Genomic DNA, 25427 nt, shown 5'->3' on the forward strand with positions numbered 1-25427 from the left:
GTAGGGCAGCTAGCTCCGATCCCAGCGAGGCGACTCGGGACTCGCGTTTCGGCTGTTCTCGGGCGACCGATGGTCGCGCTTCGCGACCCGACGGCGCTTGGCCGCAGTCAAAGTATTGAGCAAGCCACTCAGGCCAAGCAGAACCCAAAGGACGACGATAATCTTGGGCACCTCCGCTGTCGATAAGAGTGCGTAGCTCAGGATCACGATGGCTAACGCCACCATCACAAGGCCAACGACGAGCTGGACACGGGCAACTGGCGTCAACCGGAGTCGCGCCTGCTCCTGCTGCCGCGGAACGCCGTCGTCGTTGCTCTCAAAAAGCTCATCAAGTCGATTGGGACTGGCCACGGCGCATCCTGTCGCTGAGGGAACGGCCCACGCTCTAACTGTCGCGCCTGAGGCGGCGCCATGCAGACTTCCCGGGTCCCGCGCTGCCGAGTGGTCACGCGGACGCGTGCAGTTGTCGGTGGTCACGCGGACGCGTGCAGTTGTCGGTGGTCACGCGGACGCGTGCAGTTGTCGGTGGTCACGCGGACGCGTGCAGTTGTCGGTGGTCACGCGGACGCGTGCAGTTGTCGGTGGTCACGCGGACGCGTGCAGTTGTCGGTGGTCACGCGGACGCGTACGTAGCCGGTGACCTACTGTCCAGCGATGAACTTCGACTTGAGCCAGTCCGCACCCGGGTAGCGAACGGCGTCGATCGCGTCATGGACAGCTGAGACGTCGTAGGGCTCGATGCGGTGCTCGAGGCTGTAGCCGGCGGTGTCCGCCGAGAGCAGGGTCCAGGTGGCTCCGCGGTCTTGGCCGTGGGGGAGGCTCACGCTGCCGACGTTGACGACACGCACACCGGGCGGGCGCCGCTCGCACGGCCAGTGAGTGTGTCCGGTGAAGACCAGCCTCGCGCCGCAGTCCTGGAGCCCGCGTTCTTCGAGCAGCTCTTGCTCGGTCTGGTCGGTGGTGATGCCAGGGCCGTCGTCGCGGCCGGGCGAGGCGTGGACCAGCAGTACCGGTGTGTTGTCGGGCAGCACTGTTCGGGTCTCGAGCGGGAGCCCGGCCAGCCACGCTGCGTGGCCGGTGGCAGCGATGGCACCTCGGGTCCAGGCATGGCTGGCCGTGGAGTCGACCAGCAGCTGCACCTGCTGGAGCGACATGCTTGCGCTGGCTCGTGGAACGAGGTCGGAGTGGCTCCCGTCGAGGACGTAACGGTCGGTGTTGCCCCGGACAGCCGACACGTTTGGTAATGATCTGATGCGAGTGAGCGTTTCGGCAGGCTGGGGTCCGTGGGCGACATGGTCGCCGATGATCCAGAACTCCTCGACATCGTCGGCCGCTGCCGCGCGCAAGACGGCGTCGAGGGCAATGAGATTGCCGTGCACATCGGAGAAGACCGCCACCCGCATGTGACCGACACTAGGCCGATCGCCTCGCCAGACGAGCATCGGCTGACCGACCGAGCGTGTGGGACGCCTCCACTCAGTCGGATGCCGTGATCAGGGTGCCGATGTTCTCGCCGAGACAGATGCGGCGCATGAGCTGCTGTTGGGCAACGTCGAAGATGTGCATCGTGAGGCCCTGCTCGCCGGCCAGGACGAAGGCGCTGGTATCCATCACCTTGATGCCGCGAGCGACAGCCTCTTGATAGGTGAGTCGGTCGAAACGCACCGCATCGTCGTGCAAATTGGGGTCTTTGTCGTAGACGGCGTCGATGTCGCGTTTCGCGACGAGGAGTGCGTCAGCGTCCAGCTCGAGGGCGCGCTGGACCGAGGGGTAGTCGGTGGTGACGTAGGGCTGGCCGATGCCGCCGGCCAGGATGACGATGCGTCCCTGCTCGAGGTGGGAGATGGCGCGGAGGCGGATGAAGGGCTCGGCGACCGACTGGATCGGGACGGCCGTCATCACCCGGACGTCGGCGCCCGTGCGGCCGGTGAGGGCTCCGCGGAGCATGAGGGCGTTCATCACGGTGCCGAGCATGCCGATGTTGTCGGCCTCAGCCCGGCCGATGCCCCAGCCCTCGGCCATCCGCCCGCGGAAGTAGTTGCCCCCACCGACCACCACCGCCACCTGAATGCCGAGGTCGTGGACCGCGAGGACCTCCTCGCTGAGGTGCGCTAGCCGATCCGGTTCAACACCCCATCCGCTTGATCCCGCCAGCGCCTCGCCACTGAGCTTCAAGACGACACGCTGATATCGGGACACGAGCGACTCCTTCATCCGGACGAGGTCATCGACCAGTACAGCAGCTCCGGTGATCGAGCGAGGGGCGGCTGGTAGAACGGCTCCGTGCCGCACCCACGCCACCTGGTCGCTGCCGGCGTCATCATTCGCGATCCACGTGATCGGATCCTCATGGTCCAGACCTTCAACCGGCTCGGACAAGGGTTGATCCTTCCGGGCGGACTGGTGGAGGAGGGCGAACCCCCTCACCAGGCCGCAGTGCGCGAAGCGGAAGAGGAACTCGGTCTCAGGGTCGAGGTTGACCGACTGCTGGCCATCGAACACCACTCCGCATTCAACGGCCGACCCTCGAGCCTCCAATTCGTCTTCGCCGCCGCAGATGTGATCTCCAACGACTTCGCGCCGAGGTTGCAGCCCGACGAGATCGCCGAAGCGAGATGGGTGAAGGAGTCAGAAGCTGTCGAGCTCCACGGTGCCGCGGGCCGAGCGCGCATGGCGGCAGCTCTAGAGGCATCACGAACCGGAATACCTGCCTACTTGGCCACCTGACGAATTGCGCAAGCTGGTCGCAGTTGCAGTAGCCGGTGATCACACGGAGTGTGCGATAGCCGGTGGTCACGCGGACGCGCGCGGTTGACCGGGACCCGCTTAACACCACAACGGCCTAAAATTGCCCATGGCCAAGCGGAGACAACCCATGAGCCCCGCTGACCAATACCTCTTCGACCTAGCAGACGAGATCAGCCCAAACCGACCCCAGCTCGTCCCTGATCTCGACTCAGCTGGCCCGGCGAATCTTCACTGGAACCCGGCCAGCAGCATCCAAGCGGCAGACGATGCCGATATGGAGGTCGACCTTCAACAGTTTGACCACGCCTGCCAGCACGCCGACCCCGAACTCGTGGCACGTCTGGCCTGGACACCTGGCCTGCCCGAAGAGTTGCGTGGACGTCTGGCTCACCACGCCGCCGACGAGGTCCGCGCCTGGGTAGCCGCCGGCACCCGCAAGCCCGAGCTACACCAACTTCTCCGTGAGGATGAGTCCCCCCGAGTCCGAGCGTTCGCCCTATGGTCGGCCTTCACCACCAGCGATCAGCTGGTCCAGGCGGCAGACGACCGGCGACTCGAAGTACGAGCAGTCGTCGCCGACCACGCTTTGACCCCCATCGACACGCTGCTGAAGTTGGCGCACGACTCCTCCGCGCGCGTCCGCTGGTCTCTGGCCACCGGGCCCCACGCAGCAGAACCACGCATCCTGCAGGTACTCCAATCAGACCCCGATAGGTCCGTCGCCATGCAGGCTCGATCGACACTGGAGAACATCGCGAGCGGCGACCGGGCAGAGCGAACGCTCGGTGAGCCCAGCCAATAGCGACACACCGGACCTACTGCGACTGAGCGGTGCAGTAGCCGGTGGTCACAAGGAGCGTGCGATAGCCGGTGGTCACGCGGACGCGTGCAGTTGGCCGGTCCCCATCTGACATGGCCACCCTGACGACGCAGGTGGCCCGACTCCACTCAGTACCGAGCTTCGAGACGCAGGGATTGCGACTGTTGCGCCTGGTCAAGGTCGAGGTGTCGCATATAGCCCGCCCGCCTGGATTCTCAGTGAGGGGGCCTCAACTGGTACACTGCCTGGCCATCGTGAGGACCTCGCCACAGGTCCACCCCACAGCGGGACGACAGTCACCGAGATGGTCTACCGCCACCAGCCTCGGCCGGTGATCCAGACGGGTGCCCTCGTCATGGACCAGCTGTTCAGGCCGACCGATCCGAGCGGATTGACGGCCAGTGGACAAGCGCTGGTCTGCCGGTGAGAAGCGACCAGGGCGAAAGCCCTGGTCACAGCGGTCGGGGTGACAGGATTCGAACCTGCGACCTCTTCGTCCCGAACGAAGCGCGCTACCAAGCTGCGCCACACCCCGTGGGCTCCGGAACGCCGTCCGGCGTCGAAGCCTCGGCGAGTTTAGCCCATCGGGGCCGTTGCGATCACATCCGTCCGTGACCGGCCGGCGAACCGCTCAGCCGCGCGGCACCAGCGTCATCAGGGTGGCCTCGGGCGGGCAGGCGAACCGGACCGGCGCGTACGGCGAGGTGCCGAGACCGGCGGAGACGTGCAGCGCCGCGGTGTGCCCGTCGATCCGGTGGCTGCTCAGCCCCTTGACCCGCGCGGTGTCGAGGTCGCAGTTGGTGACCAGCGCCCCGTAGAAGGGCACGCAGACCTGTCCGCCGTGGGTGTGGCCGGCGACGATCAGGTCGAGCCCGTCGCGCGCCATCCCGTCGAGCACCCGCAGGTAGGGGGCATGGGTGACCCCGATGCTCAGCGCGGCCTCGGGGTCGGGCGCCCCGGCGACCTTCGCGTAGCGGTCGCGGTTGAGGTGGGCGTCGTCGGTGCCGCGCAGCTCGACCCGGGTGCCGTTGAGCTCCAGCACCACCCGCCGCTCGGTCAGGTCGTGCCAGCCGGAGGCGGTGAACGCATCACCGAGCTCGCGCCAGGGCAGCTCCACCGGGTTGGGCGTCCCGCGCCGCGACGGCCGGGTCAGATAGCTGAACGGGTTCTTGAACCCCGGGCCGTAGTAGTCGTTCGAGCCCCAGACGAACACCCCGGGCTTGTCGAGCAGCCGGCCGAGGCTGCGGGTCACGAAGGGCACCGACCGCGGGTCGGCGAGGTTGTCGCCGGTGTCGATCACCAGGTCCGGCTCCAGGCCGGACAGCCAGGTCAGCCACTCCTGCTTGGCGCGCTGGCCCGGCGTCAGGTGCAGGTCGGAGATCTGGAGCACCCGGATCGGCCGCGCCCCCGCGGGGAGCACCGGCACCTCGACCCGGCGCAGCCGGAACGACCGCACCTCGATCCCGGCTCCCCACACCAGGCAGCCGAGGCCGACCCCGGTCAACGCACCCAGGGCGGTCAGCGTGCGGGACACCGCGGGCGACGACATGGCGGCAAGGGTAACCGGCGGTCGCTGTGCTCCCGGCCGGTCGGGAAACCCCGGTGCCCGCCCGCGGGGCGGCTGGGAGACTGGACCCATGACGCAGACTCCGACCGGACTCAAGGACCGGCTGCGGACCGACCTCACCCAGGCGCTCCGCGACCGCGACAAGGTGCGCGCCGGCACCATCCGGATGGTGCTCTCGGCCATCACCGAGGCCGAGGTGGCCGGCCGGACGGCGATCGAGCTCACCGAGGAGCAGGTGACCGACGTCGTGGTCCGCGAGGCCAAGAAGCGCCGGGAGGCCACCGAGGCGTTCAGCGCCGCCGGTCGCGACGACCTCGCGCAGAAGGAGCAGGCCGAGGCCGCCGTGCTCGCCGACTACCTGCCCCAGCAGCTCAGCACCGAGGAGATCAGCGCGCTGGTCACCCAGGCGATCGCGGACAGCGGCGCCGCCGAGCTCGGCCCCCGCGGGATGGGCAAGGTGATGGGGCTGCTCACCCCGCAGACCAAGGGCCGTGCCGACGGCCGGGCGGTGGCCGACGAGGTGAAGCGCCAGCTCGCGGGTTGACCACCTCGCAGGCACGGCCACGAATCCGAGCCCCCCGAGACGACGACGGCCGGCGACCCCTGAGGGGGCGCCGGCCGTCGTGTGTGCCTCGCGGGATCAGCCGCCGGGTTTGCCGGTCGGCGAGCTGCTCGGTGACGGGCTCGAGTTCTGCTGCTCCTGCTGCTTCTGCTTCTCCTCGGCCGCCTTCTTCTTGGCCGCCGCCGCCCGTTGCTCGGCCGCCACCTGCGACGGGCTCTTCCCGGCGCTGTAGACGGCGTAGACCGAACCGAACTGCGCCACGGTGCCGCTGCTCGGGGTGTAGTACATGAAGCTCCCGGCCGGGACCGAGCTGCTGTAGCTGTACGTCCGGGTCAGGTTGACCCCGATCGCGTCCAGCGCCGACTGGGCCTCAGAGAAGGACATCCCGCTCAGGTTCGGGATCGGGACCTGCTTGCCCTCGCGGATGTCCTTCGACGGGTTGACGAAGTCGGTGGCCGGCAGGTCCTGGAGCGCGGCGGTCATCGCCGGCTTCCAGATGTTGCGGCCCGCGTCACCACCACCGGTGCCGCCGAGCACCCCGCCGTTCTCGAGGTAGACCCCCTTGACCCCGCGCGTCGGGTTGTTGCGGAACCGCTTGGCCTGCTTGTCCTTGGCGATCATCGCGACGCCGGTGAGGTTCGGGGTGTAGCCCGCGAACCAGACCGCCGCGTTGTCCTCGATGGTGCCGGTCTTGCCCGCCTGCGGGTGACCGTCGGGGACGAGCGCCGGCAGGCCGGTGCCGCGGGTGATGACGCTCTGCAGCAGGTCGTTGACGCCGTCGGCCACGTCCTGGTCGATCACCCGGCGGCAGTTGGCCGACGGGGCCGCGATGCTCTTGCCGTCGCCGCTGGTGATCTTGCTGATGATGATCGGGTCGCAGCGGATGCCGCGGGCCGCGAACGTCGCGTAGGCGGTGGCCAGCGAGATCGGGGCGATCTCGGAGATGCCCAGGGTGAAGGCCAGCGAGTTCGAGTCGTCGGTGATCGGACGCCCGTCGGCCCGCTGGATGCCGAGCCGCTGAGCCATCTTCGTCACGTTGCAGACGCCGACGTCCTGCTCGAGCTGCAGGAAGTAGGTGTTGACCGAGTACTCGGCGGCGGTCCGCATGTCGATGTTGGTGCTGTGCCCGACGTCGTTGCTGGCCACGTACTTGCCGCTGTTGGCGTTCTGGCCCGAGCAGGTCTTGAAGCTGTAATTGCTGAAGTCCATCGGCGAGCGGGCGTTGTACCGCTTGCTGATCGGGATGCCCTGCTCGAGCGCGGCGGCCATGGTGACCGCCTTCATCGTCGACCCGGACTGGTAGCCCTCGGCCCCGCCGTACTGGGCGGTCGCCGCGTAGTTGAAGTAGGTCTCGCCCTTCTTCGCGTCGTTGCCCATCACCGGCCGGTTCTGCGCCATCGCCTTGATCAGCCCGGTGCCCGGCTCGATCTCGACCATGGTCGAGATCAGCGGGTCCTTGGCGTTGATGAACGCGCTGAGCGCCTTCTGCGCCTTGTCCTGGCTGTCCGGGTCGATCTTGGTCTGCACGGTCAGGCCGCCGCGGAGGATCGCGTTCTCGCGGTCCTGCTTGGTCTTGCCCAGCGCCGGGTCGTTCTCGAGCGCGGTGCGGACGTAGCTGCAGAGGAACGGGTAGCGGCTGTCGAGGCAGCCGTTCGGGGTGGTGCTGATCTTGCTCTTGTCGAACTTGACCTTCTTGGCGCTGGTGGCCTGCGCGGTGGTGATGACCCCCAGCTCGGCCATCCGGTTGAGCACCACGTCGCGGCGGTTGATCGCCGCCTCGGTGTACTTGGCCGGGTTGGTGCCCTCCGGGTTCTGCACCAGGCCCGCGAGCATCGCCGCCTCCGGCAACGTGAGCTTGGCCGCACTGGTGTCGAAGTAGTGCCGGGCCGCCGCCTCGACGCCGTAGGCGCCGTCGCCGTAGTAGGCGATGTTGAGGTAGCGCTCGAGGATCTGCTCCTTGGTCAGCTGCTTCTCCAGCGCGATCGCGTAGCGCAGCTCCTGGATCTTGCGCGCGTAGGTCTCGTCGGTGGCCGCCTTGACGCCGGCGTCGTCACCGCTCAGCTGGGCCTGCTCGATCCGGACCATCTTCACGTACTGCTGGGTGATGCTCGAACCGCCCTGGGTGGAGCCGCCGGCGGTGTTGCGGACCAGCGCCCGCACCGTGCCCTTGACGTCCAGCGCGCCGTGCTCGAAGAACCGGTGGTCCTCGATCGCCACCTGGGCCTTCTGCATGATGGGGGCGATCTTGCTGAGCGGCTCGTAGACCCGGTCCTGCTCGTAGAAGGTCGCCAGCTTCTCGCCGTTGGCCATGTAGACGGTGCTGCGCTCCGGCTGCGGCGGGGTGGTGAACTCGGCGGGGATCTTCTCCATCTCGGCCGCGGTCGCCCGGCTGCCGACGCCGGCCAGACCGGCGAACGGCACCACCAGACCCGCCACGAGCAGCCCGGCGAGCATGCTCACGACCACGAACATGGTCAGTGAGTACGCCACGCTGCCGGCGCGTTTGGGACTCAGAGGCATTGCCTCAGGGTACGCGAGGCCCCCGACAGAGCCGGAATCCTCGCTGGGCGACACCTCAGGGGTCGCCCGGGGCTCATTTCGTAACGAAAAGGAGTCGTACGCAGAGAGGGCTGGTCAGGGTCGAGGTAAATCCCTAGGATCCTGCCATCCGGCTCCGTGGGGACGAGATGTTGGGGGATATCTCGCCGGGCCGGTACGGGGATGAAAGGCCAATTGAATGGCTATGCAATACAACGATGACTGGGCCCTGCGCGGAAAGTGCCGAGGGATGGCTGACGCCCTCTTCCCGGAGGCTTCGGAGCAGAAGCGGGCCCGCCTGCTGTGCTCGGGGTGCCCGGTGCAGCGCGAGTGCCTCGCCGAGGCCCTCGACAACCGGATCGAGTGGGGCGTCTGGGGTGGCATGACCGAGCGCGAGCGCCGGCAGCTGCTGCGGCAGCGCTCCGACGTCACTTCGTGGGCGTCAGTCCTGTTCGGCAAGAAGGTCGCCAAGCTCGCGTAGCGAGACCAGGTCGCACACGTCGCTGGGGAGCGCCTCGACCTGGGTCAGGCGCACCCCGCGACGCGACCGGGAGAACCGACGGAGCAACGTCTGCTCGCGCTCGATCAGCCGCATCCGACTGGCGTGGCGCTGCAGCGCGGCGACCTCCGCGCGGTGATCACCCGACCCGGACAGCTCCTCGGCCACGGTCAGCGACCGTTCCGCCGAGACCGCCAGCGCACTGCGGTGCACGCGGTTGACCACCACGCCGGCCAGCGGCATGCGTTCCTCGCTCAGCCGGTCGACGAAGAACGACGCCTCGCGGAGCGCGTCGCGCTCGGCGGTGGCCACCACGACGAAGGTGGTGTCGTCCGACGACAGGATCTCCAGCGTGCGCTGGGCCCGGTTGCGGAAGCCGCCGAACAGCGCCTCGAACGCGGTGACGAAGGTCTTGACGTCGGTGATGATCTGCGCGCCGAGCACCTTGTTCATCGCCGAGTACACCAGGTTGAAGCCGACGCTCATGATCTTGAACGGGCCGCGGGCCGGGGCCAGCAGCATCCGCAGGAACCGGCCGTCGAGCAGCGAGCTCAGGTGCTCGGGCGCGTCGAGGAAGTCGAGCGCCGAGCGCGCCGGCGGGGTGTCGACGACGATCAGGTCCCACCGCCCGTCGGCCTGCGCCTGGGTGTGCAGCTGACCCAGCTTCTCCATCGCCATGTACTCCTGCGTCCCCGAGAAGGACGTGGAAAGGGCTTGGTAGAAGGGGTTGTTGAGGATCTGGTCGGCCTTGGCCGGCGGGGCGTTGCGGATCACCACGTCGTCGAAGGTCCGCTTCATGTCGAGCATCATCGCGTCGAGCGAGCCGCCGGCCGACCGGCCGACCTCGGCGACCGGGCGCGGGGTGTTGTCGAGCTCGCCGAGCCCGAGCGACTGGGCCAGTCGGCGCGCCGGGTCGATGGTGAGCACCACGACCTTGCGCCCGGCCTCGGCGGCCCGGACGGCCAGCGCGGCCGAGGTGGTGGTCTTGCCGACCCCGCCCGAGCCGCAGCAGATGATGATCTTGCGGTCGCGGTCGGCGATCATCGCGTCGACGTCGAGCCAGGCGCTCACGCGGCCACCTCGTGCGGGAGCTGCTCGGCCAGTGCCTCGGCGATCCCGAGGAGGGCAGCGTCGTCCACCCCGGCCGGGTCGAGGGCGATGTCGACCACCGGCAGCCCGAGCTCGGTGAGCCGGCGGCGGCAGTCGGCCTCGGCCAGCACCCGCTCGGCGTCCAGCGCGAACTCGGCGGCCAGCGCCTTGTTCTCGGCGGGGTCGAAGCCCGGCACCTCGAGCGGCAGGTCGTGTCGGGCCGCCCGCCGGAGCTGGGTCAGCGGCAGCGGCCGCGGCGTGATCATGTTGGTGATGACGTCGGCCACCTCGATCTTGGTGGGCGCGAGCTCGCGGACCGCGTCACCGGTCTCGGTCACCGGCATGTCCTCGAGCAGGGTGACCAGGTGCACCACGGTCCGGTCGGAGCGGAGCACCCGCATGATCGAGTCCGCCTGGTTGCGGATCGGGCCGACCCGGGCCAGCCCGGCCACTGCCTCGTGGACGTTGAGGAACTGCGCGATCCGCCCGGTCGGCGGAGCGTCGAGCACCACGGCGTCGTAGGCGTTCGGCAGGTTCTTCACCTCGCGCCGGACCGCTTCGTAGACCTTTCCGGTCAGCAGCACGTCGCGCAGTCCGGGGGCGATCGACGTGGCGAAATCGATGACGCCGAATCGGTCAAGCGCTTTCCCGGCAATTCCCAGGTGATAGAACGTCTCGAGGTATTCCAGTAATGCGTCCTCGGCGTCGATGGCCAGGCCATGGACGGTGCCGCCGGCGGGGGTCGACCGCAGCTTCTTCTCCTCCGCGCCCTCCCAGGCCGGGACGCCGAAGAGCTCGCTGAGCGCGTGCCGCCCCTCGACCTCACAGACCAGCACCCGGCGGCCGGCGGTCGCCAACGCGCAGGCCAGCGCCCCGGCGATCGTGGTCTTGCCGGTGCCGCCCTTGCCGCTGACGATGTGCAGGTTGTGCGGCGGAGCGCCCGGCCGGACCGGGCCGGACTCAGTCGACATCGGTGATGCGCAGCCCCGCGTGCGCCTTGTAGCGACGGTTGACGGCGATCAGGTTGGCGGTGAACGCCTCCACCTGGCCGGCGTTGCGGAGCCGTCCGCCGTAGATGCCGCGGGCGCCGGGGATCGTGGCGGCCAGCTCGCAGACCGTGCCGATCGCGTCGCGGTCCTCGCCGAGCACCAGCACGTCGAGGTCGATCCGGTCGACCTCCGGGTCGTCGAGCAGGGCCGAGCTGACGTGGTGGAACGCGGCGACGACGGTCGAGTCGGGCAGCAGCTCCGCTGCCTCCTGCGCTGCGGAGCCGGCCTCGACCCGCACCGGGAAGGGCCCGTGCTGGTCGAACCCGAGCGGGTTGACGCAGTCGACCACGATCTTCCCGGCCAGGGCGTCGCGGTGCCGGGTCAGCAGCTCGGCGTGACCGTCGTAGGGGACGGCGACGACCACCAGGTCGCAGCCCGCAGCCTCGGCGTTGTCGCCACCGCTGACCCCGTCGGGGTACTCGGCGGCGACCGCCTGCGCCCGGGACGCGTCCCGCGACCCGAGGGTCACCGGGTGCCCGGCGGCGGCGAACCGGCGGGCCAGGCCACGGCCCTGCGGGCCGGTGCCGCCCAGGATGCCGATCGACAGCACGGTGTCCGGCCGGGAGCCCTCGTCAGCCGGGGCGGTCGCAGTCACGGTTTCGATGGTAGTGGCGGCTCCGCAGCGGCCGGCGCCCGCGCGGACCTGCCAGGCTGACCGGGTGGACGACTCCGGACCGTTGACCCTGACCCGGGCGCTGGTGGTGCTCGACGTGCCCGACCTGCAGGTGGCGGCCGACTTCTGGTGCCGACTGCTCGCGACCACCGTGGTCGACACCGACCACGACTGGATCGCCCTGGCGCCGGTGGCCGGTCTGCGACTGGCCTTCCAGTGGGCTCCCGACGTCCCGGCCCCGACCTGGCCGGACCCGGCCGTCCCGCAGCAGGCGCACCTGGACCTGCACGTCGCCGACCTCGACGCCGCCGAGGCGACGGTGCTGGCCGCCGGCGGCCGCCCGGTCGAGGGACCGGGGGACGACCCGAGCTTTCGGGTCTACCGCGACCCGTCCGGGCACCCGTTCTGTCTGTGTCGAGAATCAGGTCCAGGACCTGGCCAGGAAGCCGGTCGGTGACCCGACCGGGGTCTCGGCCTGCGGCGTCCCGCCGGCGACCGGGGCGGACCGGACCGGCCGGCCCGCTCAGTAGGGTGAGGCATGACCAAGTGGGAGTACGTCACCGTTCCCGTGCTGGTGCACGCGACCAAGCAGATCCTCGACAACTGGGGCAGCGACGGCTGGGAGCTGGTCCAGGTGGTCCCGGGGATGAACCCGGAGAACCTGGTGGCCTATCTCAAGCGGCCGATCCCGGCCACCGGGACCGAGGGCTGACCGGCCGATGAGCACCCCCAGCGAACGTCTGGCCGAGCTCGGGATCGAGCTGCCGCCGGTGCCGCCGCCCGCCGCGATCTACGTGCCCGCGGTCCGGACCGGCAACCTCGTCTACTCCTCGGGCCAGATCCCCAGCGTCGACGGTGCCCCCGCCTACACCGGCAAGGTCGGCGCGGGGGTCTCCCTCGAGGACGCCCAGCGCGCGGCCCGGATCTGTGCGCTGAACGCCGTCGCCGCCGTGGCCGCGGAGGCCGGCGGGGTCGACGAGATCGAGCAGATCGTCAAGGTGCTGGTGTTCGTGGCCAGCGACCCCGGGTTCACCGCCCAGGCCCAGGTCGGCAACGGAGCGAGCGAGGTGCTGGGCGACATCTTCGGCGCGGCCGGGGCGCACGCCCGGAGCGCGGTCGGGATGGCCGTGCTGCCGCTCGACGTCCCGGTCGAGGTCGAGCTGATTGCGCGGGTCCGCACCCGGCCGTCGGTCCAGCCGGTCTGACGAAGGCCCTCCCACCGGTGGTCGGCCGCAGCTCGCGCGACGTCCTGCGCCGGCTGCCCACCCGGGTGCCCGACGCGCTCGCCGCCCGGCTGGCCGAGGGCGGGGTGACCGTCCCGGCGGCCGACTCGGTCCCCGCGGCGACCGTGGTGCTGCTGCGCGACCACGCCGGCCGGTTGGAGACCTACCTGCTCCACCGCCACTCCCGGATGCCGTTCGCCGCCGGGATGGTGGTCTTCCCCGGCGGCCGGGTCGACCCGACCGATCCCGTCGACCCTGAGGCGTTCGACGGCCGCGGGGACCACGGCTGGCGGTCAGGTGCGGTCCGCGAGACGTTCGAGGAGACGGGCGTCCGGCTGGACCCGGCCGCCCTCGTCGACTGGGCCCACTGGATCACCCCGGTCTGCGAGCCGCGCCGTTACGACACCCGCTTCTATCTCGCGGCGCTGCCGGCCGGCCAGACCGCGGCCGACGTCTCCGGCGAGACCGTCTCGGCCGGGTGGCAGACGCCTGCCGAGGCCCTCGCCGACGCCGAGGCCGCTCGCGCCCGGCTGATGCCGCCCACCCGGTCGGTGCTGCTCGAGCTGGCCGAGGAGCTGTCGGTGGCCGGCGCGCTGGCGGCCGGCTCCGACCGCCGGATCGAGGTGGTGCTCCCCGAGCCGGTGCTCCGCGAGGACGGCTGGCACTTCGCCTATCCCCTTGCCTCTGCGGCCCCGGCCGGGGAGGGCTCCGCATGAGCGCCACCCGGCTCGCGTCCGACGTCGTCCGGCTGCTGGCACCCAATCCCGGTCCGATGACCCTCGACGGGACCAACACCTGGGTGATCGGTGATCCCCACGGAGGCGACGGGCGGGTGGTCGTCGACCCGGGCCCCGACGACGCGGGCCATCTCGATCGGGTCGCGGAGGTCGTCGGGACGGACGGGCCGGGCGTCGAGATCTGGGTCAGCCACCGCCACCACGACCACACCGACGGTGCGCAGCGGCTGGCCCGGCGACTCGGCTGCCCGGTCCGCGCCGCCGACCCGGCGCACCGGTGGTCGCCCCGCGGCGCCGCCGTGGAGACTGCCGGGCTCGACCTCGCGCCCGGACACCGGCACGCCCTCGGCGCGCTCGGACTCACCGTGGTCGGCAGCCCCGGCCACACCAGCGACTCCGTCTCCTTCCTGCTCGACCGTCCGGACGACTCGGCGTGGCTGCTCACCGGCGACACCGTGCTGGGCCGCGGCACCACCGTGATCACCCACCCGGACGGTGACCTCGGTGCCTACCTCGACACCCTCGACCGGCTCCGCCGGCTGGTCGACGAGCGTCGGGTCGGCCGGATCCTCCCCGGACACGGTCCGGTGGTGGACGACCCGGCGGCCGTTCTGGACCAGTACGCCCGGCACCGACGGGAGCGGCTCGACCAGGTGCGGGCGGCGCTCGCAGCGGGCGACCGCGACGCCGCCGACGTGGTCCGCCGGGTGTACGCCGACGTCGACCCGGCGGTGGCCGCGGCCGCCGAGCAGTCCGTCCGCGCGCAGCTGGACTACCTGGTGCGGACCGGCGACGGCCCGACCTGAGCGTTCCCTGGCAGTGCCCCGTGCCCTGCTCGTGAGTCACGGGGACGACCCAGCGCGTCCATAGCGAACGCACAGCGTCCGTGGGGATGGTGGTGGACATGACCAACCAGGACCCGCAGGACCAGGACCGCACCCGCGCCGACCAGGCCGGGTCGGCGGACCGCGCCGACGACTGGTTCTGGGCGCAGCGCCACCAGGAGCGCACCCCCGACGCTGAGCCCGGCCAGGCACCCGCCGAGCAGCCGGAGACCACCCAGGCCCCGGCCTCGAGCACCTCGGCCACCCCGGCCGACCCCTACCCCCGCGACCCCGGCTACGCGCACGACGCCGGCCAGGGCGGTGGCTACTGGACCGGCCCGCACGACAGCTGGACCGGCGCCGGAACCGGACCGGGCGCGGGCGGATCGGGCGGGTACGGCGGCTGGGGCGGCTCCGCCGGGTACGGCGGGGCGCAGCCGACCGGCCAGCCCTACGGCACCGGCTTGGCCACCCAGCAGCTGTCGGCCCCGACGCGGACCAAGCGCCGCGGGCGTGGGGGTCTGCTGGTCGCCTCGCTCGCCCTCGCCGCCCTGGTGGGAGCCGGCGCCGGCGTCGGGTCCTACGCCTACGTGGCCGACCGCAACGGCGTCACCGCCGGCGGGTCCCCGATCTCCACCAGCTCGTCCACCGCGCCGCAGGCGCCCGCGCTCAACGGCAGCATCGAGGCCGCGGCGGCCAAGATCCAGCCGTCGGTGGTGACCATCACCGTCCAGAGCGGGCAGAGCGGGGACATCGGCAGCGGGGTGGTGCTCAACAAGCAGGGTTACATCCTGACCAACAACCACGTGGTCGCCGCGCAGACCGCGCAGGGCTACGGCCGCGCCACCACCGGGTCGCCCAAGATCACCGTGACCTTCAACAACGGTCGGACCGCGAGCGCGACGGTGGTGGGCACCGCCGAGACCGAGGACCTCGCGGTGATCAAGGTCGACGGGGTCGACGACCTCACCCCGGCCACCTTCGCCAGCTCCGGCTCGCTCCGGGTGGGGCAGAGCGTGATCGCGGCGGGCGCCCCGCTGGGCCTGTCGGAGACGATCACCAGCGGCATCGTGTCGAGCACGGCCCGGCCGGTCCGCTCCGGCGACAACAACGATGCCGTCTACCTCGCGGTGCAGACCGACGCGGCGATCAACCCGGGCAACTCTGGTGGCGCGCTGGTCGACCTGAACGGGGCAGTGGTCGGGATCAACTCCTCGATCGCCACCACCGGCAGCGACAGCGCCGACGGCGGCCAGTCCGGCAACATCGGTATCGGGTTCGCGATCCCGTCCGACGTGGCCACCCGGGTGGCCCAGCAGCTGATCGAGAGCGGGAAGTCCCCCGACGCGGCGCTGGGTGTGACCGTCTCGAACACCCAGGACTCGGCGCTCGGCACCACCAGCACCGGCGTCGCGCTCGACTCGGTCAACACCGGCGGAGCGGCGGCCAAGGCGGGGCTGCGGGCCGGCGACAAGGTCACCAAGATCAACGACTTCGAGACCACCACGCCCGACGGGCTGATCGCCGCCACCCGCTACTACGCGCCGGGCACCACGGTGACCGTCACGTACGTGCGGGACGGGCAGACCCAGACCGCACGGGTCACCCTCGGCTCGCTCTGAGCCGGGACCGGGCCGCCCGACGGGCAGGCCCGGCGGCAGAACCTCTCGACGGGTCGGGAGCCGGGCCTAGCGGGCCCGGCGCTCGACCCGTTCGACGTCGAGCAGGGTGACCGAACGGGGCTCCAGCCGGATCCAGCCGCGGGCGGCGAAGTCGGCGAGCGCCTTGTTGACGGTCTCGCGGGAGGCGCCGACCAGCTGGGCCAGCTCCTCCTGGGTCAGGTCGTGGTGGACGTGCACGCCGTCGTCGCGCCGGTCGCCGAACCGGCTGGCCAGGTCGAGCAGGGCCTTGGCCACACGGCCGGGGACGTCGGAGAAGACCAGGTCGGCGACCACGTCGTTCGCCCGGCGGAGCCGGCCGGCGAGCTGGCCGAGCAGACCCTGGGCGACCTCGGGGTTCCCGGTCAGCCAGCCGTTGAGCTCGTCGTGCTCGAGCACCCGCAGCTCGCTCGGGGTGACCGCCGTGGCGGTGGTCGACCGCGGGCCGGGATCGAAGACCGAGAGCTCGCCGAACATCTGGCCGGGGCCGAGCACGGCGAGCAAATTCTCGCGACCGGCCGACCCGCTGCGGCCGAGCTTGATCTTGCCGCTGACCACCACGTACAGCCGGTCCTCGGAGTCACCCTCGTGGAACAGCACCTCGCCGCGGGCCAGCTTGACCGTGCCCATCGCGGCGGACAACGCGGCGACGGCGTCGTCCTCGAGCCCTCGGAAGAGAGGAGCCTGCTTCAAGACCTCGGGGTCCACACGTCCTCCATCCAGGTCGTCACGTCCTGCACCGCACCGGCAGGCCCGTCGCCGCGGACCAGGCTACCCTCCGCGTGTCGGGATCGCCGTGGTCCGCCCGCGCCTCCGGTCGCGATCGCCACCCTCGACGTCACCGGACCGGCCCTGCGAACGACTCCGGGCGGTCCCAGCCCGGGCTCCTATGCTGAGCCCCATGAGTCCGGCCCGACGGCGCGCAGCCGCGATCATCGCGCCCGAGGGGTCCAGCGGGCAAGCCGACGGGGTCGAGCCGAACCCCGCGACGCCCGCCCCGGACGTCTCGCGGACCGCTCTGGTCCGCCGGGCCCGGACGATCAACCGCACGCTGGCCGCGACCTATCCCGACGCGCACTGCGAGCTCGACTTCACCACGCCGCTCGAGCTGCTGGTGGCCACCATCCTGTCCGCGCAGAGCACCGACAAGCGGGTCAACCTGGTCACCCCCGAGTTGTTCCGGCGCTACCCGGACGCGGCCGCCTACGCCGCCGCCGACCGGGCCGAGCTCGAGACGCTGATCACGCCGACCGGCTTCTTCCGGGCCAAGACCAACACCCTGCTCCAGCTCGGCGCGCAGCTGGTCGAACGGTTCGAGGGCCGGGTGCCCGGCACGCTCGACGAGCTGATCACCCTGCCCGGGGTCGGGCGCAAGACCGCCAACGTGGTGCTCGGGAACGCGTTCGACGTCCCCGGGATCACCGTGGACACCCACTTCGGACGGCTGGTCCGAAGGTTCGGCTGGACCACGGCCACCGACCCGGACACCGTCGAGGCCGAGGTGGGCGCGCTGTTCCCGCGCAAGGACTGGACGATGCTGTCCCACCACGTCATCTGGCACGGCCGACGGCGCTGTCATGCGCGCAACCCGGCTTGCGGGGCCTGCCCGGTGGCGCGCTGGTGCCCGGCGTTCGGCGAGGGCGAGACCGACGCGACCAAGGCGGCGAAGCTGGTCCGCGAGCCGCGCGGATGAGCCGGGCCACCGGGCCCGGGCGGTGGCGCGCGCTGGTCGCCGCGGTCGCCCTGGTGCTGCTCGCCGGCTGCTCGGGACCGTCGGACACCTACAGCCCGCCGACCGCGCCGCCCACCGGCGAGCCGTCGATCGACCTGCCGAGTGCCAAGGCCGCGGCCGGGATCGCCGACTGCCCGGTCTCGGGCGACCAGCCGGTGGTGGCGGGCGGGCTGCCCGACCTCACCCTGCCCTGTCTCGGCGGCGGACGCCCGGTCCGGCTGGCCGGGCTGCGCGGCACCCCGATGGTGATCAACATCTGGGCGCAGTGGTGCGGACCCTGCCGGGGCGAGGCGCCGCACCTGGCCGAGGTGCAGAAGCTGGCCGGGAACCGGATCCGGATGATCGGCATCGACTTCGCCGACCCGCAGCCGGGCTACGCGATCGAGTTCGCCCAGCTGGCCGGTTGGCGCTATCCGCAGCTGGTCGACGAGGACCGCCGGATCAACGCGTCGATCCCGTTCGCCGGGCCGCCGCAGACCCTGCTGGTCGACGCCGAGGGCAAGATCGTCTACCGGCAGAACGGCGAGCTCGCCTCGACCGCGCAGCTCACCGGGCTGATCCGCGACCACCTCGGCGTCCGGCTGTGAACGGCTTCGCCGAGGACGGCGCGGACCAGGCCGCGTCCGGGCCGCTGCCCGGCTGGCTGCGTCCGCTGGCCGACGCGGTCGCCGACCGCGCCGGGGCCGAGCGGGCCGCCGTCGAGGCGAACCGTCCGGACCGTCGCTCGACCGGGGCCGGCCGGGCCGCCGCGGTGCTGGTGGCCATCGGCAGCGACGTCCACGGCCCCGAGCTGATCCTGATCGAGCGCGCGGCCACCCTCCGCTCGCACCCCGGCCAGGTCGCCTTCCCTGGCGGCAGCCGCGACCCGGGCGACGACTTCCCGGCCGGCACCGCGGTCCGCGAGGCCACCGAGGAGGTCGGGCTCGACCCAGCGTCGGTCCGGGTGTTCGGGACGCTGCCGGCCAACTACGTCGCGGTCAGCGGGTTCGACGTCACCCCGGTGCTGGCCTGGTGGCACACCCCCGGACTGGTCCGGGTCGTCGACCGCGCCGAGGTGGCCGCCGTGCACCGGGTCCCGGTCGCCTGGCTGACCGATCCGGCCCGCCGCGGCCGGGTGCGGCACCCGTCCGGTTACGTCGGACCGGCGTTCGAGATCGGTCCGGCCGACCGCCCCGCGGAGCCGCTGGTCTGGGGCCTGACCGCCCACATGGTCGACGCGGTCCTCGACCTGGCCGGGTGGACGCGGCCGTGGGACCGGGACAGGATGCTCCCGATCCCCGACCGGCACCTCTCCGACGGACGAGCCGCCGCAGCACGCGGGACCGGGACAGTGAGCGCGGCGCCGCCGCGGGAGGAGCGTCGATGACCGAGCGGGCCGAGCTGGTGGCCGCCTTCGCGCAGGTGCTGCCGGGTCACGACGACCTGGCCGAGGACCTGCTCGACCGGTACGCCGAGCCGCACCGGAGCTACCACACCGCCGAGCACCTGGCCGCGGTGCTGACCCGGATCGACGAGTTCGCGGTCCGGGACAACGACCTCTACACGGTGCGGTTGGCCGCCTGGTTCCACGACGCCGTCTACCAGCTCAAGGGGCTGGAGATCAGCAACGAGGAGGCCTCGGCCCGGCTGGCCACCCGCGAGCTCGGCCGGCGCGGGTTCGACCAGGAGGACATCAACGAGGTCGGCCGGCTGGTCCGGCTGACCGAGACCCACCAGCCCGGTCCGTCGGACCGGGACGGCACGCTGCTCTGCGACGCCGACCTGGCCGTCCTCGGCAGTGACCCCGACGGCTACGCCCGCTACCGCGAGGCGGTCCGCGCCGAGTACCCGCAGCTCGACGACGCCACCTTCGCCGCCGGCCGGCTCGCCGTGCTGCAGCGGTTCGGCGGACGCCAGGTGTTCCGCACCACCGCGGGGCGGCGGCTCGAGCGGGCCGCCCAAACCAACCTCGAGGCCGAGGCCCGAGAGCTGATCGACCGCTTCGGGCTGCAGACCGACGGCTGGCCGCTCGACCAGGATCCCGACCACCCGTCCCCGAGCGAGGAGTGATCATGACCGAGAGCGCCACCCGTGCCGACCGTCCTGCCGACGCACCGGACAGCAGTCCCTGGTGGCGTTCGGCGGTGGTCTACCAGGTGTACCCGCGGTCGTTCTGCGACTCCAACACCGACGGGATGGGCGACATCCCCGGGATCACCAGCAAGCTCGACTACCTGCACCGGCTCGGCGTCGACGTGGTCTGGCTGTCGCCGGTCTACCGGTCGCCGCAGGACGACAACGGCTACGACATCAGCGACTACACCGACATCGAGCCGGCCTTCGGCACCCTGGCCGACCTGGACGCGCTGATCGCCGGGCTGCACGACCGCGGGATGAAGCTGGTGATGGACCTGGTGGTCAACCACACCTCCGACGAGCACCCGTGGTTCGTGGAGTCGCGGTCGAGCACCGACAACCCGAAGCGCGACTGGTACGTCTGGCGGCCGCCGCGGGAGGGGTTCACCGGCGGGGAACCGGGCGCCGAGCCGACCAACTGGGAGTCGGCGTTCTCCACGTCGGCCTGGGAGTGGGACGAGACCACCGGCGCCTACTACCTGCACCTGTTCACCCGGAAGCAGCCCGACCTCAACTGGGAGAACCCGGAGGTCCGGCAGGAGGTCTACCGGATGATGAACTGGTGGGTCGACCGCGGGATCGATGGGTTCCGGATGGACGTGATCAACCTGATCTCCAAGCCCGGGGAGCTGACCGACCTGCCGGTGCCGCCCGGCCGTCGTCGGGCGCCGTCGCTCGGGGTGGTGGCCAACGGCCACCGGATGCACGAGTTCCTGGCCGAGATGCACGAGGCGGTGCTGAGCCGGCGACCGATGATCACCGTCGGGGAGATGCCCGGCGCCACGGTGGAGGACGCCCGGCTGGTCACCGACCCGCGCCGGCGCGAGCTCGACATGGTCTTCACCTTCGAGCACGTCAATCTCGACTCGGCGCCCGGCGGCACCAAGTTCGACCTGCAGGACCTGCCGCTGCCGGTGCTCAAGCAGAACCTGGCGCACTGGCAGGAGGGCCTGGCCGGCGTGGGCTGGAACAGCCTCTACTGGGACAACCACGACCAGCCTCGGGCGGTCAGCCGGTTCGGTGACGACAGCGCCGAGCACCGGGTGGCCTCGGCGAAGACGTTGGCCAGCGTGCTGCACCTGCACCAGGGGACGCCGTACGTCTACCAGGGCGAGGAGCTCGGGATGACGAACGCCAACTTCAGCGAGATCGCCCAGTACCAGGACGTCGAGACGCTCAACTACCACGCCGACGCGCTCAGCCTCGGGCTCGAGGCCGAGCGGGTGATGGCCTCGCTGGCCGCCCGCAGCCGCGACAACGCCCGCACCCCGATGCAGTGGGACGACAGCTCGCAGGCCGGGTTCACCGGCGGGGTGCCGTGGCTCACCGTCAACCCGAACTACACCGAGATCAACGCCGCCGCGCAGGTCGACGACCCGCACTCGGTGTTCAGCCACTACCGGGCGCTGATCGCGCTCCGGCACGAGAACCCGGTGCTGGTCGACGGCACCTTCGCGTTGCTGCTGCCCGACCACGCGCAGCTGTGGGCCTTCACCCGGACGCTGGCGACCGACGGCGGCACCCGGACGGTGCTGCTGCTGGCCAACTGCTCGTCGGCGCCCGTCGAGCTGCCCTCCGACGGTCTTCCCGACCTCGCCGGCGCGACGCTGCTGCTCGGCACCCACGGCGACGGCGGCGGTCAGACCCTGGCCGCCTGGGAGTCCCGGATCCTCGCGCTCGCCTGAGCCGGACCTGCGCTAAGCCCGTTCGAACGTGCGCTGAGCCTGTCGAAGCGCCGAGTCAGAACGTGCGCTGAGCCTGTCGAGGCGCTGGGGGAGTTCGTGTGCTGAGTCTGTCGAAGCGCTGGGGGAGTTCGTGTGCTGAGCTTGTCGAAGCGCCGGGGAGTTCGTGCGCTGAGCTTGTCGAAGCGCGTCAGCGGAGCCGCTCGGCCGACCCGTCCGGGCGGTGCCGCCAGGCCTCGTCCACGGCGTCGAGCTCGGCGTCGGTCGGTGGCTCGAAGACCGATCGCGCGCTATCGAGGTCGGCGCGGGTCAGCGGGTAGGCCCCGCTCGCGGCGGTGGCGTTCCGCTGCTCGAGCCGGTGCCACAGGGTGTCCGGGTCGGTGTCGAGCAGGTGCCACGCCAGCCGGGCGCCGTGCTCGCGCCCGGCGGCGAACATCGCGGTGCGCTCGGCGGCCAGCCACAGCCCGTCCTCGAGGATCACGTCGACACCACTGTCGAGCAGCGCGAAGGCGTGCTCGCGGAGCACGACCTGGAGCCGTTCGTGCCCGTCCGGGTCGTCCCAGCCGATGCCGATCGCGTGCTGCCAGTCGTCGGTGCAGAGCCGCAGCCCCGCCCCGTCCGCCTCGAGCCGCCGGGCCAGCGTGGTCTTGCCCGAGCCGGGCAGGCCGCAGAACAGGGTCAGGGTCGGTCGTCCGGGCATCGGACCGCCGACGGGACCGTGATCAGCGGGCGCGACGAGCCGGCGTGGTCCGACCGCCGAGCGCACGCGGGCCCGAGCCCTCCGGCAGCGGGCCCTTGGCCGCCGCGGTGCCGGACTTGATCGCGGTCGTCACCGTCTCGACCGACGCCTTGGCCTGCGCGATGGTCCGGGCCGGACCCTTGACCTTCTTGATCGAGACGAAGCCGATCCCGCCGAGGATCGCGGCCACCACCAGCAGCACGGCGGCCATGATCACGAAGCCGAGCGCCACCGGGAGGTTCAGCCAGGCGCCGATGGCCAGCGCCCCGGCGATGAAGAGCAGAGCGGCTGCGCAGAGCCCGAAGTAGCCGGCCCCGCCGAGCAGCCCGGCGCCGACCCCGGCCTTCTTGGCCGACGGCACGAGCTCGGCCTTGGCGAGGGCGACCTCGTTCTGGACGAGCTGCTTGATGTCGGCCTGGATGTCCTTGACCAGCTCACCCACACCGGGGGTCTGATCGCTCGATCGCGTAGTGGCCATCGGTGCGGTCTCCTCTCGTGCCGCCCACGGGGGCGACGGGGCTCCGGTGCCGGTCCGGTCCGGGTGCGTCCGATGCTAGTGGTTGCCACCGGCTCCCGGGTCGGCCCGGGTCGCGGTGATCACCGGACGTGCGGTGGCGTTTCGGCGCGGCCGGTCCGCACGGATGCGGACCACGCCCCGCTCAGCGGTCCGCCGTCCGGCCCGGGAGCGCCGCGGGCGGCACCTCCCCGCTGCCGCGCGCGATCAACGACACCGGTTCGATCTCGCGGCGGTACGGCTCGCGCGAGCCGGCGATGCGTTCGAGCAGCAGCCGGATCGACCGGCGGCCGAGTTGCTCGCTGTCGGCGGCGACCACCGAGACCGGGGTCGGGAGCAGGCCGGCGAAGCTGAAGTCGTCGAAGCCGATCAGGGCCGTCCGCCCGTAGTCCGGCCCGAGCGCGGACAGCACTCCCTCGGTGAGGAAGTTCGTGGTGGCGAAGATCGCGGTGGGCGGGTCGGGGAGCGCGGCGAGCCGGCGGGCGGCGTCGGCGGCCTCGGCCACCGAACCGTGCGGCAACCGGATCTCCAGCGCCTCGTCGACCGGGAGCCCCGCGGCGCGGAGAGCGCGCCGGTAACCGCGCAGCCGCAGCCCGGTCGTGTAGTAGGACGCGGCGACCACGATGGCGATCCGTCGGTGGCCGTGGGCGATCAGGTGCGCGGTGGCCAGCCGACCGCCCCGTTCGTTGTCGACCGCGACCACGTCGGCCTCGAGCCCGCGGGCCGGCCGGTCGACGAAGACCACCGGCGTCCGCGGACCGTGCCGCTCGGGCGCCAGGTAACGGTGGTCGCCCGGACCGGGCGCGACGATCAGGCCCGCCACCCGTCGGCTCACCAGGTCCTCGATGGTCCGCCGCTCGCCGGCCGGGTCCTCGTCAGCGGTACCGACCAGCACGGCGTAGCCGGCGCTCCTCGCCTCCTCCACCGCGCCCTTGGCCAGGTGCGACCAGAACGGGTTGGTGAGGTCGCCCAGGGTCAGCCCGAGGGTCAGCGAGTTCTGTCCGGGACGCAGCGAGCGGGCGATCTCGTCGCGTCGGAAGCCGAGCCGGGCGATCGCCTGGCGCACCTGGGTCGCGGTGTCCTCGCGCACCGGACCGCCGTTCACCACCCGGGAGACCGTGGCCAGCCCCACGCCCGCCGCGTCGGCCACGTCGCGCATGGTCGGTCGCCGGCCCAGCGGTCCGCGCCCGTCCGGTTCCTCCGGGGAGCCGTCGGCCGCGGCGGTCAGGTCGGGCGGCCCGGGCGGGGCCGGCGTCGGCGGACGCGGCATCCGGACCTCCCTTCCGACCGTTCGATCGTCCGATTATCGGGGACCGGGCTCTGACGGCCGCGGACGTCCGTCCGCCGGGTGGGCCTTGACGTCGTCGGGCCGCCGGTGCCTAGGGTGATCGAGGCGTTCGGGAAACGTTTCCACGGGCGCCGGTCGACGAGGACCACGACGAGGAGCGGTGATGACGGAAGAACAGCGACGACTGGGACGACGGGGCTTCTGCGGCCTGATGGGCGGTGCGGCGGCGGTGGTCGGCGGAGTCGGCGGGGTCGGGCTGGGGGCCGGGTCGGCGGCGGCCGCCCCGTCGGACGGCGGCACGGGATCGCGCTGGGTGCGGCGCGCGGAGGCCACCTGGGAGGCCCTGCAGCGGTGGTTCGCCACCCACGACGGGTCCGACCTCTACCGCGAGCAGTACCCGGTGGCCGCGGGCGACAACGCCTACAGCTACGAGTGGCCGTTCTCCCAGGCGCACGCCGCCGCGCTCGATCTGACCGGGATCCCCGCGGTCGGTCGCCGCTACCGGGCCGAGCTCGACCGGCACGACCGGGCCCAGCAGCACTACTGGAGCGCGAAGGGCAGCACCGGGCTGCCCGGCTTCGCCTCCTACCCGACGGCGCCGTGGGGCGGGGGCGGTGACTTCTTCTACGACGACAACGAGTGGGTCGGGTTGATCGACCTGCAGCGCTACCTGCGGTTCGGCGACCGGTCGGTGGTCGCCCAGGCCGAGCAGATCTTCGACCTGGTCGTCTCCGGTTGGGACGACGACGCCTCGCACGCCGCCCCGGGCGGGGTGTTCTGGACCCAGGCGTCCTGGAGCCAGGACCGCAACACGGTCTCGAACATGCCCGGTGCGCTGGTCGGGCTGTCGCTCTACCAGCTGGACCGCAACCGGCGCCGGTTCGACTGGTCGATGCGGATGTACGACTGGACCAACCAGCACCTGGTCGACCCGAAGGACGGGCTCTACTGGGACCACCTCGGGCTCGACGGCAAGCCGGAGAAGACCAAGTGGAGCTACAACCAGGGCGTGCCGGTGGGGGTGAACGTGCTGCTGCACCGGATCACCGGCCGGCGCCACTACCTCGACGAGGCGGTCCGGATCGCCGACGCGGCCACGTCGTTCTACGGCACGGACGCGCTCGACGGCCAGCCGGTGTTCTTCAACTCGATCTGGTTCCGCAACCTGCTGCTGCTCCAGTCGGTGACCGGCGGCAGCGAGCGGCGCCGCCAGCTCGAGAGCTACGCCGAGCGGCTGTGGACCGACAAGCGCGACCCGGACACCGGGCTGTTCCACTTCGCCGACGACGGTAGCACGCAGATGATCGAGCAGGCGGGCGCCACCCAGGTCTTCGCGCTGGCCGCCCTGCCGCCCTCGGCCTACCGCACGCTGCTCTGAGCGGACGGCTCCGGCAGTAGGCCCGGGCACCCTGGTCGGTGCCCGGGCCCAC

At 71.6% G+C, this 25427-nt stretch carries 28 protein-coding genes and 1 tRNA gene; 16 read left to right on the forward strand and 13 right to left on the reverse strand.

Annotated features, from left to right (window positions below):
• Window positions 1-9: 9 nt before the first annotated feature.
• The 3 genes from FHX74_RS07830 to pyrH all read right to left on the reverse strand — a co-directional run bounded on the left by FHX74_RS07830 (window position 10) and on the right by pyrH (window position 2214).
• Window positions 10-351 (reverse strand): cation diffusion facilitator family transporter, encoded by a 342-nt coding sequence (locus tag FHX74_RS07830; RefSeq protein ID WP_182559500.1) that lies wholly within the window; start codon window positions 349-351, stop codon window positions 10-12.
• A gap of 290 nt (window positions 352-641) precedes the next feature.
• Window positions 642-1403 carry a metallophosphoesterase family protein gene (locus FHX74_RS07835; protein ID WP_182559501.1) on the reverse strand — a complete coding sequence of 254 codons (762 nt, stop codon included), beginning with the start codon at window positions 1401-1403 and terminating at the stop codon, window positions 642-644.
• A gap of 73 nt (window positions 1404-1476) precedes the next feature.
• The gene (gene pyrH, locus FHX74_RS07840) at window positions 1477-2214 is read right to left on the reverse strand and encodes a UMP kinase (RefSeq protein ID WP_182559502.1); all 738 of its coding nucleotides are present in this window, start codon (window positions 2212-2214) and stop codon (window positions 1477-1479) included.
• Between the two features lie 135 nt (window positions 2215-2349).
• Between pyrH and FHX74_RS21305 the strand changes: the two genes are divergently transcribed.
• Together FHX74_RS21305 and FHX74_RS07850 are read left to right on the forward strand one after the other, a co-directional pair.
• Window positions 2350-2727, forward strand: a complete 378-nt coding sequence (locus tag FHX74_RS21305) for an NUDIX domain-containing protein (RefSeq protein WP_407941468.1) — start codon at window positions 2350-2352, stop codon at window positions 2725-2727.
• A 148-nt stretch (window positions 2728-2875) separates the two neighbouring features.
• Window positions 2876-3550, forward strand: coding sequence for a HEAT repeat domain-containing protein (locus FHX74_RS07850; protein ID WP_182559504.1), 675 nt, complete (start codon window positions 2876-2878; stop codon window positions 3548-3550).
• Window positions 3551-4029: 479 nt separating this feature from the next.
• Here FHX74_RS07850 and FHX74_RS07855 read toward each other — a convergent pair.
• Both FHX74_RS07855 and FHX74_RS07860 read right to left on the reverse strand, forming a co-directional pair.
• A tRNA-Pro gene (locus FHX74_RS07855) sits at window positions 4030-4103 on the reverse strand.
• 96 nt (window positions 4104-4199) lie between these two features.
• Complete coding sequence (locus FHX74_RS07860; RefSeq protein WP_182559505.1) at window positions 4200-5117, reverse strand: metallophosphoesterase; 918 nt, start codon at window positions 5115-5117, stop codon at window positions 4200-4202.
• Between the two features lie 88 nt (window positions 5118-5205).
• Here FHX74_RS07860 and FHX74_RS07865 point away from each other — a divergent pair, with 88 nt between their 5' ends.
• Window positions 5206-5679 (forward strand): GatB/YqeY domain-containing protein, encoded by a 474-nt coding sequence (locus tag FHX74_RS07865; RefSeq protein WP_182559506.1) that lies wholly within the window; start codon window positions 5206-5208, stop codon window positions 5677-5679.
• Window positions 5680-5775: 96 nt separating this feature from the next.
• Here the strand turns inward: FHX74_RS07865 and FHX74_RS07870 are convergent, their stop codons facing one another.
• Entirely contained in the window at window positions 5776-8169 is a 2394-nt protein-coding gene (locus FHX74_RS07870) for a transglycosylase domain-containing protein (protein ID WP_235970347.1), read from the reverse strand.
• 265 nt (window positions 8170-8434) lie between these two features.
• Here FHX74_RS07870 and FHX74_RS07875 point away from each other — a divergent pair, with 265 nt between their 5' ends.
• Window positions 8435-8716: a WhiB family transcriptional regulator gene (locus FHX74_RS07875; protein ID WP_235970348.1), complete on the forward strand. Its 282-nt coding sequence runs from the start codon at window positions 8435-8437 to the stop codon at window positions 8714-8716.
• Here FHX74_RS07875 and FHX74_RS07880 read toward each other — a convergent pair.
• From FHX74_RS07880 to npdG, 3 genes are read right to left on the reverse strand one after another with little or no spacing between them, the layout of a single operon-like run.
• Window positions 8678-9805: an ArsA family ATPase gene (locus FHX74_RS07880; protein ID WP_456238300.1), complete on the reverse strand. Its 1128-nt coding sequence runs from the start codon at window positions 9803-9805 to the stop codon at window positions 8678-8680. The genes FHX74_RS07875 and FHX74_RS07880 overlap by 39 nt on opposite strands.
• Window positions 9802-10794: an ArsA family ATPase gene (locus FHX74_RS07885; RefSeq protein WP_182559509.1), complete on the reverse strand. Its 993-nt coding sequence runs from the start codon at window positions 10792-10794 to the stop codon at window positions 9802-9804. The genes FHX74_RS07880 and FHX74_RS07885 overlap by 4 nt, the downstream gene beginning before the upstream one ends.
• Window positions 10784-11467, reverse strand: a complete 684-nt coding sequence (gene npdG, locus FHX74_RS07890) for an NADPH-dependent F420 reductase (protein WP_182559510.1) — start codon at window positions 11465-11467, stop codon at window positions 10784-10786. The genes FHX74_RS07885 and npdG overlap by 11 nt, the downstream gene beginning before the upstream one ends.
• Window positions 11468-11531: 64 nt before the next feature.
• On the opposite strand from npdG, the gene FHX74_RS07895 reads away from it, so the two are divergent.
• The 6 genes from FHX74_RS07895 (at window position 11532) to FHX74_RS07920 (ending at window position 15891) form a co-directional block, all read left to right on the forward strand.
• Window positions 11532-11942, forward strand: coding sequence for a VOC family protein (locus FHX74_RS07895; RefSeq protein ID WP_328823701.1), 411 nt, complete (start codon window positions 11532-11534; stop codon window positions 11940-11942).
• 81 nt (window positions 11943-12023) lie between these two features.
• Entirely contained in the window at window positions 12024-12197 is a 174-nt protein-coding gene (locus FHX74_RS07900; RefSeq protein ID WP_182559512.1) for a DUF4177 domain-containing protein, read from the forward strand.
• Between the two features lie 7 nt (window positions 12198-12204).
• Window positions 12205-12690: a RidA family protein gene (locus FHX74_RS07905; protein ID WP_182559513.1), complete on the forward strand. Its 486-nt coding sequence runs from the start codon at window positions 12205-12207 to the stop codon at window positions 12688-12690.
• Between the two features lie 17 nt (window positions 12691-12707).
• A complete protein-coding gene (locus FHX74_RS07910; protein WP_220483595.1) occupies window positions 12708-13424 on the forward strand; it encodes an NUDIX hydrolase in 717 nt (238 codons plus the stop codon).
• Complete coding sequence (locus FHX74_RS07915) at window positions 13421-14251, forward strand: MBL fold metallo-hydrolase (RefSeq protein WP_182559514.1); 831 nt, start codon at window positions 13421-13423, stop codon at window positions 14249-14251. Before FHX74_RS07910 ends, FHX74_RS07915 begins: the two co-directional genes overlap by 4 nt.
• 98 nt (window positions 14252-14349) lie before the next feature.
• Window positions 14350-15891, forward strand: coding sequence for a S1C family serine protease (locus tag FHX74_RS07920; protein WP_182559515.1), 1542 nt, complete (start codon window positions 14350-14352; stop codon window positions 15889-15891).
• 66 nt (window positions 15892-15957) lie between these two features.
• On the opposite strand, the gene FHX74_RS07925 is transcribed toward FHX74_RS07920, so the two are convergent.
• Window positions 15958-16635: a Crp/Fnr family transcriptional regulator gene (locus tag FHX74_RS07925; RefSeq protein WP_182559516.1), complete on the reverse strand. Its 678-nt coding sequence runs from the start codon at window positions 16633-16635 to the stop codon at window positions 15958-15960.
• Between the two features lie 193 nt (window positions 16636-16828).
• On the opposite strand from FHX74_RS07925, the gene nth reads away from it, so the two are divergent.
• From nth to FHX74_RS07950, 5 genes are read left to right on the forward strand one after another with little or no spacing between them, the layout of a single operon-like run.
• Entirely contained in the window at window positions 16829-17620 is a 792-nt protein-coding gene (gene nth, locus FHX74_RS07930) for an endonuclease III (protein WP_182559517.1), read from the forward strand.
• Window positions 17617-18246, forward strand: coding sequence for a TlpA family protein disulfide reductase (locus FHX74_RS07935; RefSeq protein WP_182559518.1), 630 nt, complete (start codon window positions 17617-17619; stop codon window positions 18244-18246). Before nth ends, FHX74_RS07935 begins: the two co-directional genes overlap by 4 nt.
• Window positions 18243-19025, forward strand: a complete 783-nt coding sequence (locus FHX74_RS07940; protein ID WP_182559519.1) for an NUDIX hydrolase — start codon at window positions 18243-18245, stop codon at window positions 19023-19025. Before FHX74_RS07935 ends, FHX74_RS07940 begins: the two co-directional genes overlap by 4 nt.
• Window positions 19022-19708 (forward strand): HD domain-containing protein, encoded by a 687-nt coding sequence (locus FHX74_RS07945; RefSeq protein ID WP_182559520.1) that lies wholly within the window; start codon window positions 19022-19024, stop codon window positions 19706-19708. The genes FHX74_RS07940 and FHX74_RS07945 overlap by 4 nt, the downstream gene beginning before the upstream one ends.
• A 2-nt stretch (window positions 19709-19710) precedes the next feature.
• Window positions 19711-21459 (forward strand): alpha-glucosidase, encoded by a 1749-nt coding sequence (locus FHX74_RS07950; protein WP_182559521.1) that lies wholly within the window; start codon window positions 19711-19713, stop codon window positions 21457-21459.
• 187 nt (window positions 21460-21646) lie between these two features.
• Here the strand turns inward: FHX74_RS07950 and FHX74_RS07955 are convergent, their stop codons facing one another.
• The 3 genes from FHX74_RS07955 to FHX74_RS07965 form a co-directional block, all read right to left on the reverse strand.
• Window positions 21647-22156 carry an AAA family ATPase gene (locus FHX74_RS07955; RefSeq protein ID WP_182559522.1) on the reverse strand — a complete coding sequence of 170 codons (510 nt, stop codon included), beginning with the start codon at window positions 22154-22156 and terminating at the stop codon, window positions 21647-21649.
• 22 nt (window positions 22157-22178) lie between these two features.
• Window positions 22179-22673 (reverse strand): phage holin family protein, encoded by a 495-nt coding sequence (locus FHX74_RS07960; protein WP_182559523.1) that lies wholly within the window; start codon window positions 22671-22673, stop codon window positions 22179-22181.
• Window positions 22674-22854: 181 nt separating this feature from the next.
• On the reverse strand, window positions 22855-23979 hold the full coding sequence (locus FHX74_RS07965; RefSeq protein ID WP_235970349.1) for a LacI family DNA-binding transcriptional regulator: 1125 nt from the start codon (window positions 23977-23979) through the stop codon (window positions 22855-22857).
• A gap of 181 nt (window positions 23980-24160) precedes the next feature.
• Here FHX74_RS07965 and FHX74_RS07970 point away from each other — a divergent pair, with 181 nt between their 5' ends.
• Window positions 24161-25375, forward strand: coding sequence for a glycoside hydrolase family 76 protein (locus tag FHX74_RS07970; RefSeq protein ID WP_220483596.1), 1215 nt, complete (start codon window positions 24161-24163; stop codon window positions 25373-25375).
• The last annotated feature ends 52 nt before the right edge of the window (window positions 25376-25427 follow it).

The sequence above is a fragment of the Microlunatus kandeliicorticis genome, from assembly GCF_014137855.1.
Taxonomy (GTDB): Bacteria; Actinomycetota; Actinomycetes; order Propionibacteriales; family Propionibacteriaceae; genus Microlunatus; species Microlunatus kandeliicorticis.

Excerpts from the sequence above, each read along its gene's own strand:
- FHX74_RS07915 (WP_182559514.1), top strand. The coding sequence starts at position 13,421 with ATGAGCGCCACCCGGCTCGCGTCCGACGTCGTCCGGCTGCTGGCACCC.
- FHX74_RS07875 (WP_235970348.1), top strand. The coding sequence starts at position 8,435 with ATGGCTATGCAATACAACGATGACTGGGCCCTGCGCGGAAAGTGCCGA.
- FHX74_RS07900 (WP_182559512.1), top strand. The coding sequence starts at position 12,024 with ATGACCAAGTGGGAGTACGTCACCGTTCCCGTGCTGGTGCACGCGACC.
- FHX74_RS07945 (WP_182559520.1), top strand. The coding sequence starts at position 19,022 with ATGACCGAGCGGGCCGAGCTGGTGGCCGCCTTCGCGCAGGTGCTGCCG.
- FHX74_RS07885 (WP_182559509.1), bottom strand. The coding sequence starts at position 10,794 with ATGTCGACTGAGTCCGGCCCGGTCCGGCCGGGCGCTCCGCCGCACAAC.
- FHX74_RS07970 (WP_220483596.1), top strand. The coding sequence starts at position 24,161 with ATGACGGAAGAACAGCGACGACTGGGACGACGGGGCTTCTGCGGCCTG.
- FHX74_RS07955 (WP_182559522.1), bottom strand. The coding sequence starts at position 22,156 with ATGCCCGGACGACCGACCCTGACCCTGTTCTGCGGCCTGCCCGGCTCG.
- FHX74_RS07860 (WP_182559505.1), bottom strand. The coding sequence starts at position 5,117 with ATGTCGTCGCCCGCGGTGTCCCGCACGCTGACCGCCCTGGGTGCGTTG.
- FHX74_RS07950 (WP_182559521.1), top strand. The coding sequence starts at position 19,711 with ATGACCGAGAGCGCCACCCGTGCCGACCGTCCTGCCGACGCACCGGAC.
- FHX74_RS07935 (WP_182559518.1), top strand. The coding sequence starts at position 17,617 with ATGAGCCGGGCCACCGGGCCCGGGCGGTGGCGCGCGCTGGTCGCCGCG.
- FHX74_RS07960 (WP_182559523.1), bottom strand. The coding sequence starts at position 22,673 with ATGGCCACTACGCGATCGAGCGATCAGACCCCCGGTGTGGGTGAGCTG.
- FHX74_RS07870 (WP_235970347.1), bottom strand. The coding sequence starts at position 8,169 with ATGTTCGTGGTCGTGAGCATGCTCGCCGGGCTGCTCGTGGCGGGTCTG.
- FHX74_RS07920 (WP_182559515.1), top strand. The coding sequence starts at position 14,350 with ATGACCAACCAGGACCCGCAGGACCAGGACCGCACCCGCGCCGACCAG.
- pyrH (WP_182559502.1), bottom strand. The coding sequence starts at position 2,214 with ATGAAGGAGTCGCTCGTGTCCCGATATCAGCGTGTCGTCTTGAAGCTC.
- FHX74_RS07850 (WP_182559504.1), top strand. The coding sequence starts at position 2,876 with ATGAGCCCCGCTGACCAATACCTCTTCGACCTAGCAGACGAGATCAGC.
- FHX74_RS07905 (WP_182559513.1), top strand. The coding sequence starts at position 12,205 with ATGAGCACCCCCAGCGAACGTCTGGCCGAGCTCGGGATCGAGCTGCCG.
- nth (WP_182559517.1), top strand. The coding sequence starts at position 16,829 with ATGAGTCCGGCCCGACGGCGCGCAGCCGCGATCATCGCGCCCGAGGGG.
- FHX74_RS07965 (WP_235970349.1), bottom strand. The coding sequence starts at position 23,979 with ATGCCGCGTCCGCCGACGCCGGCCCCGCCCGGGCCGCCCGACCTGACC.
- FHX74_RS07835 (WP_182559501.1), bottom strand. The coding sequence starts at position 1,403 with ATGCGGGTGGCGGTCTTCTCCGATGTGCACGGCAATCTCATTGCCCTC.
- FHX74_RS07865 (WP_182559506.1), top strand. The coding sequence starts at position 5,206 with ATGACGCAGACTCCGACCGGACTCAAGGACCGGCTGCGGACCGACCTC.
- FHX74_RS21305 (WP_407941468.1), top strand. The coding sequence starts at position 2,350 with ATGGTCCAGACCTTCAACCGGCTCGGACAAGGGTTGATCCTTCCGGGC.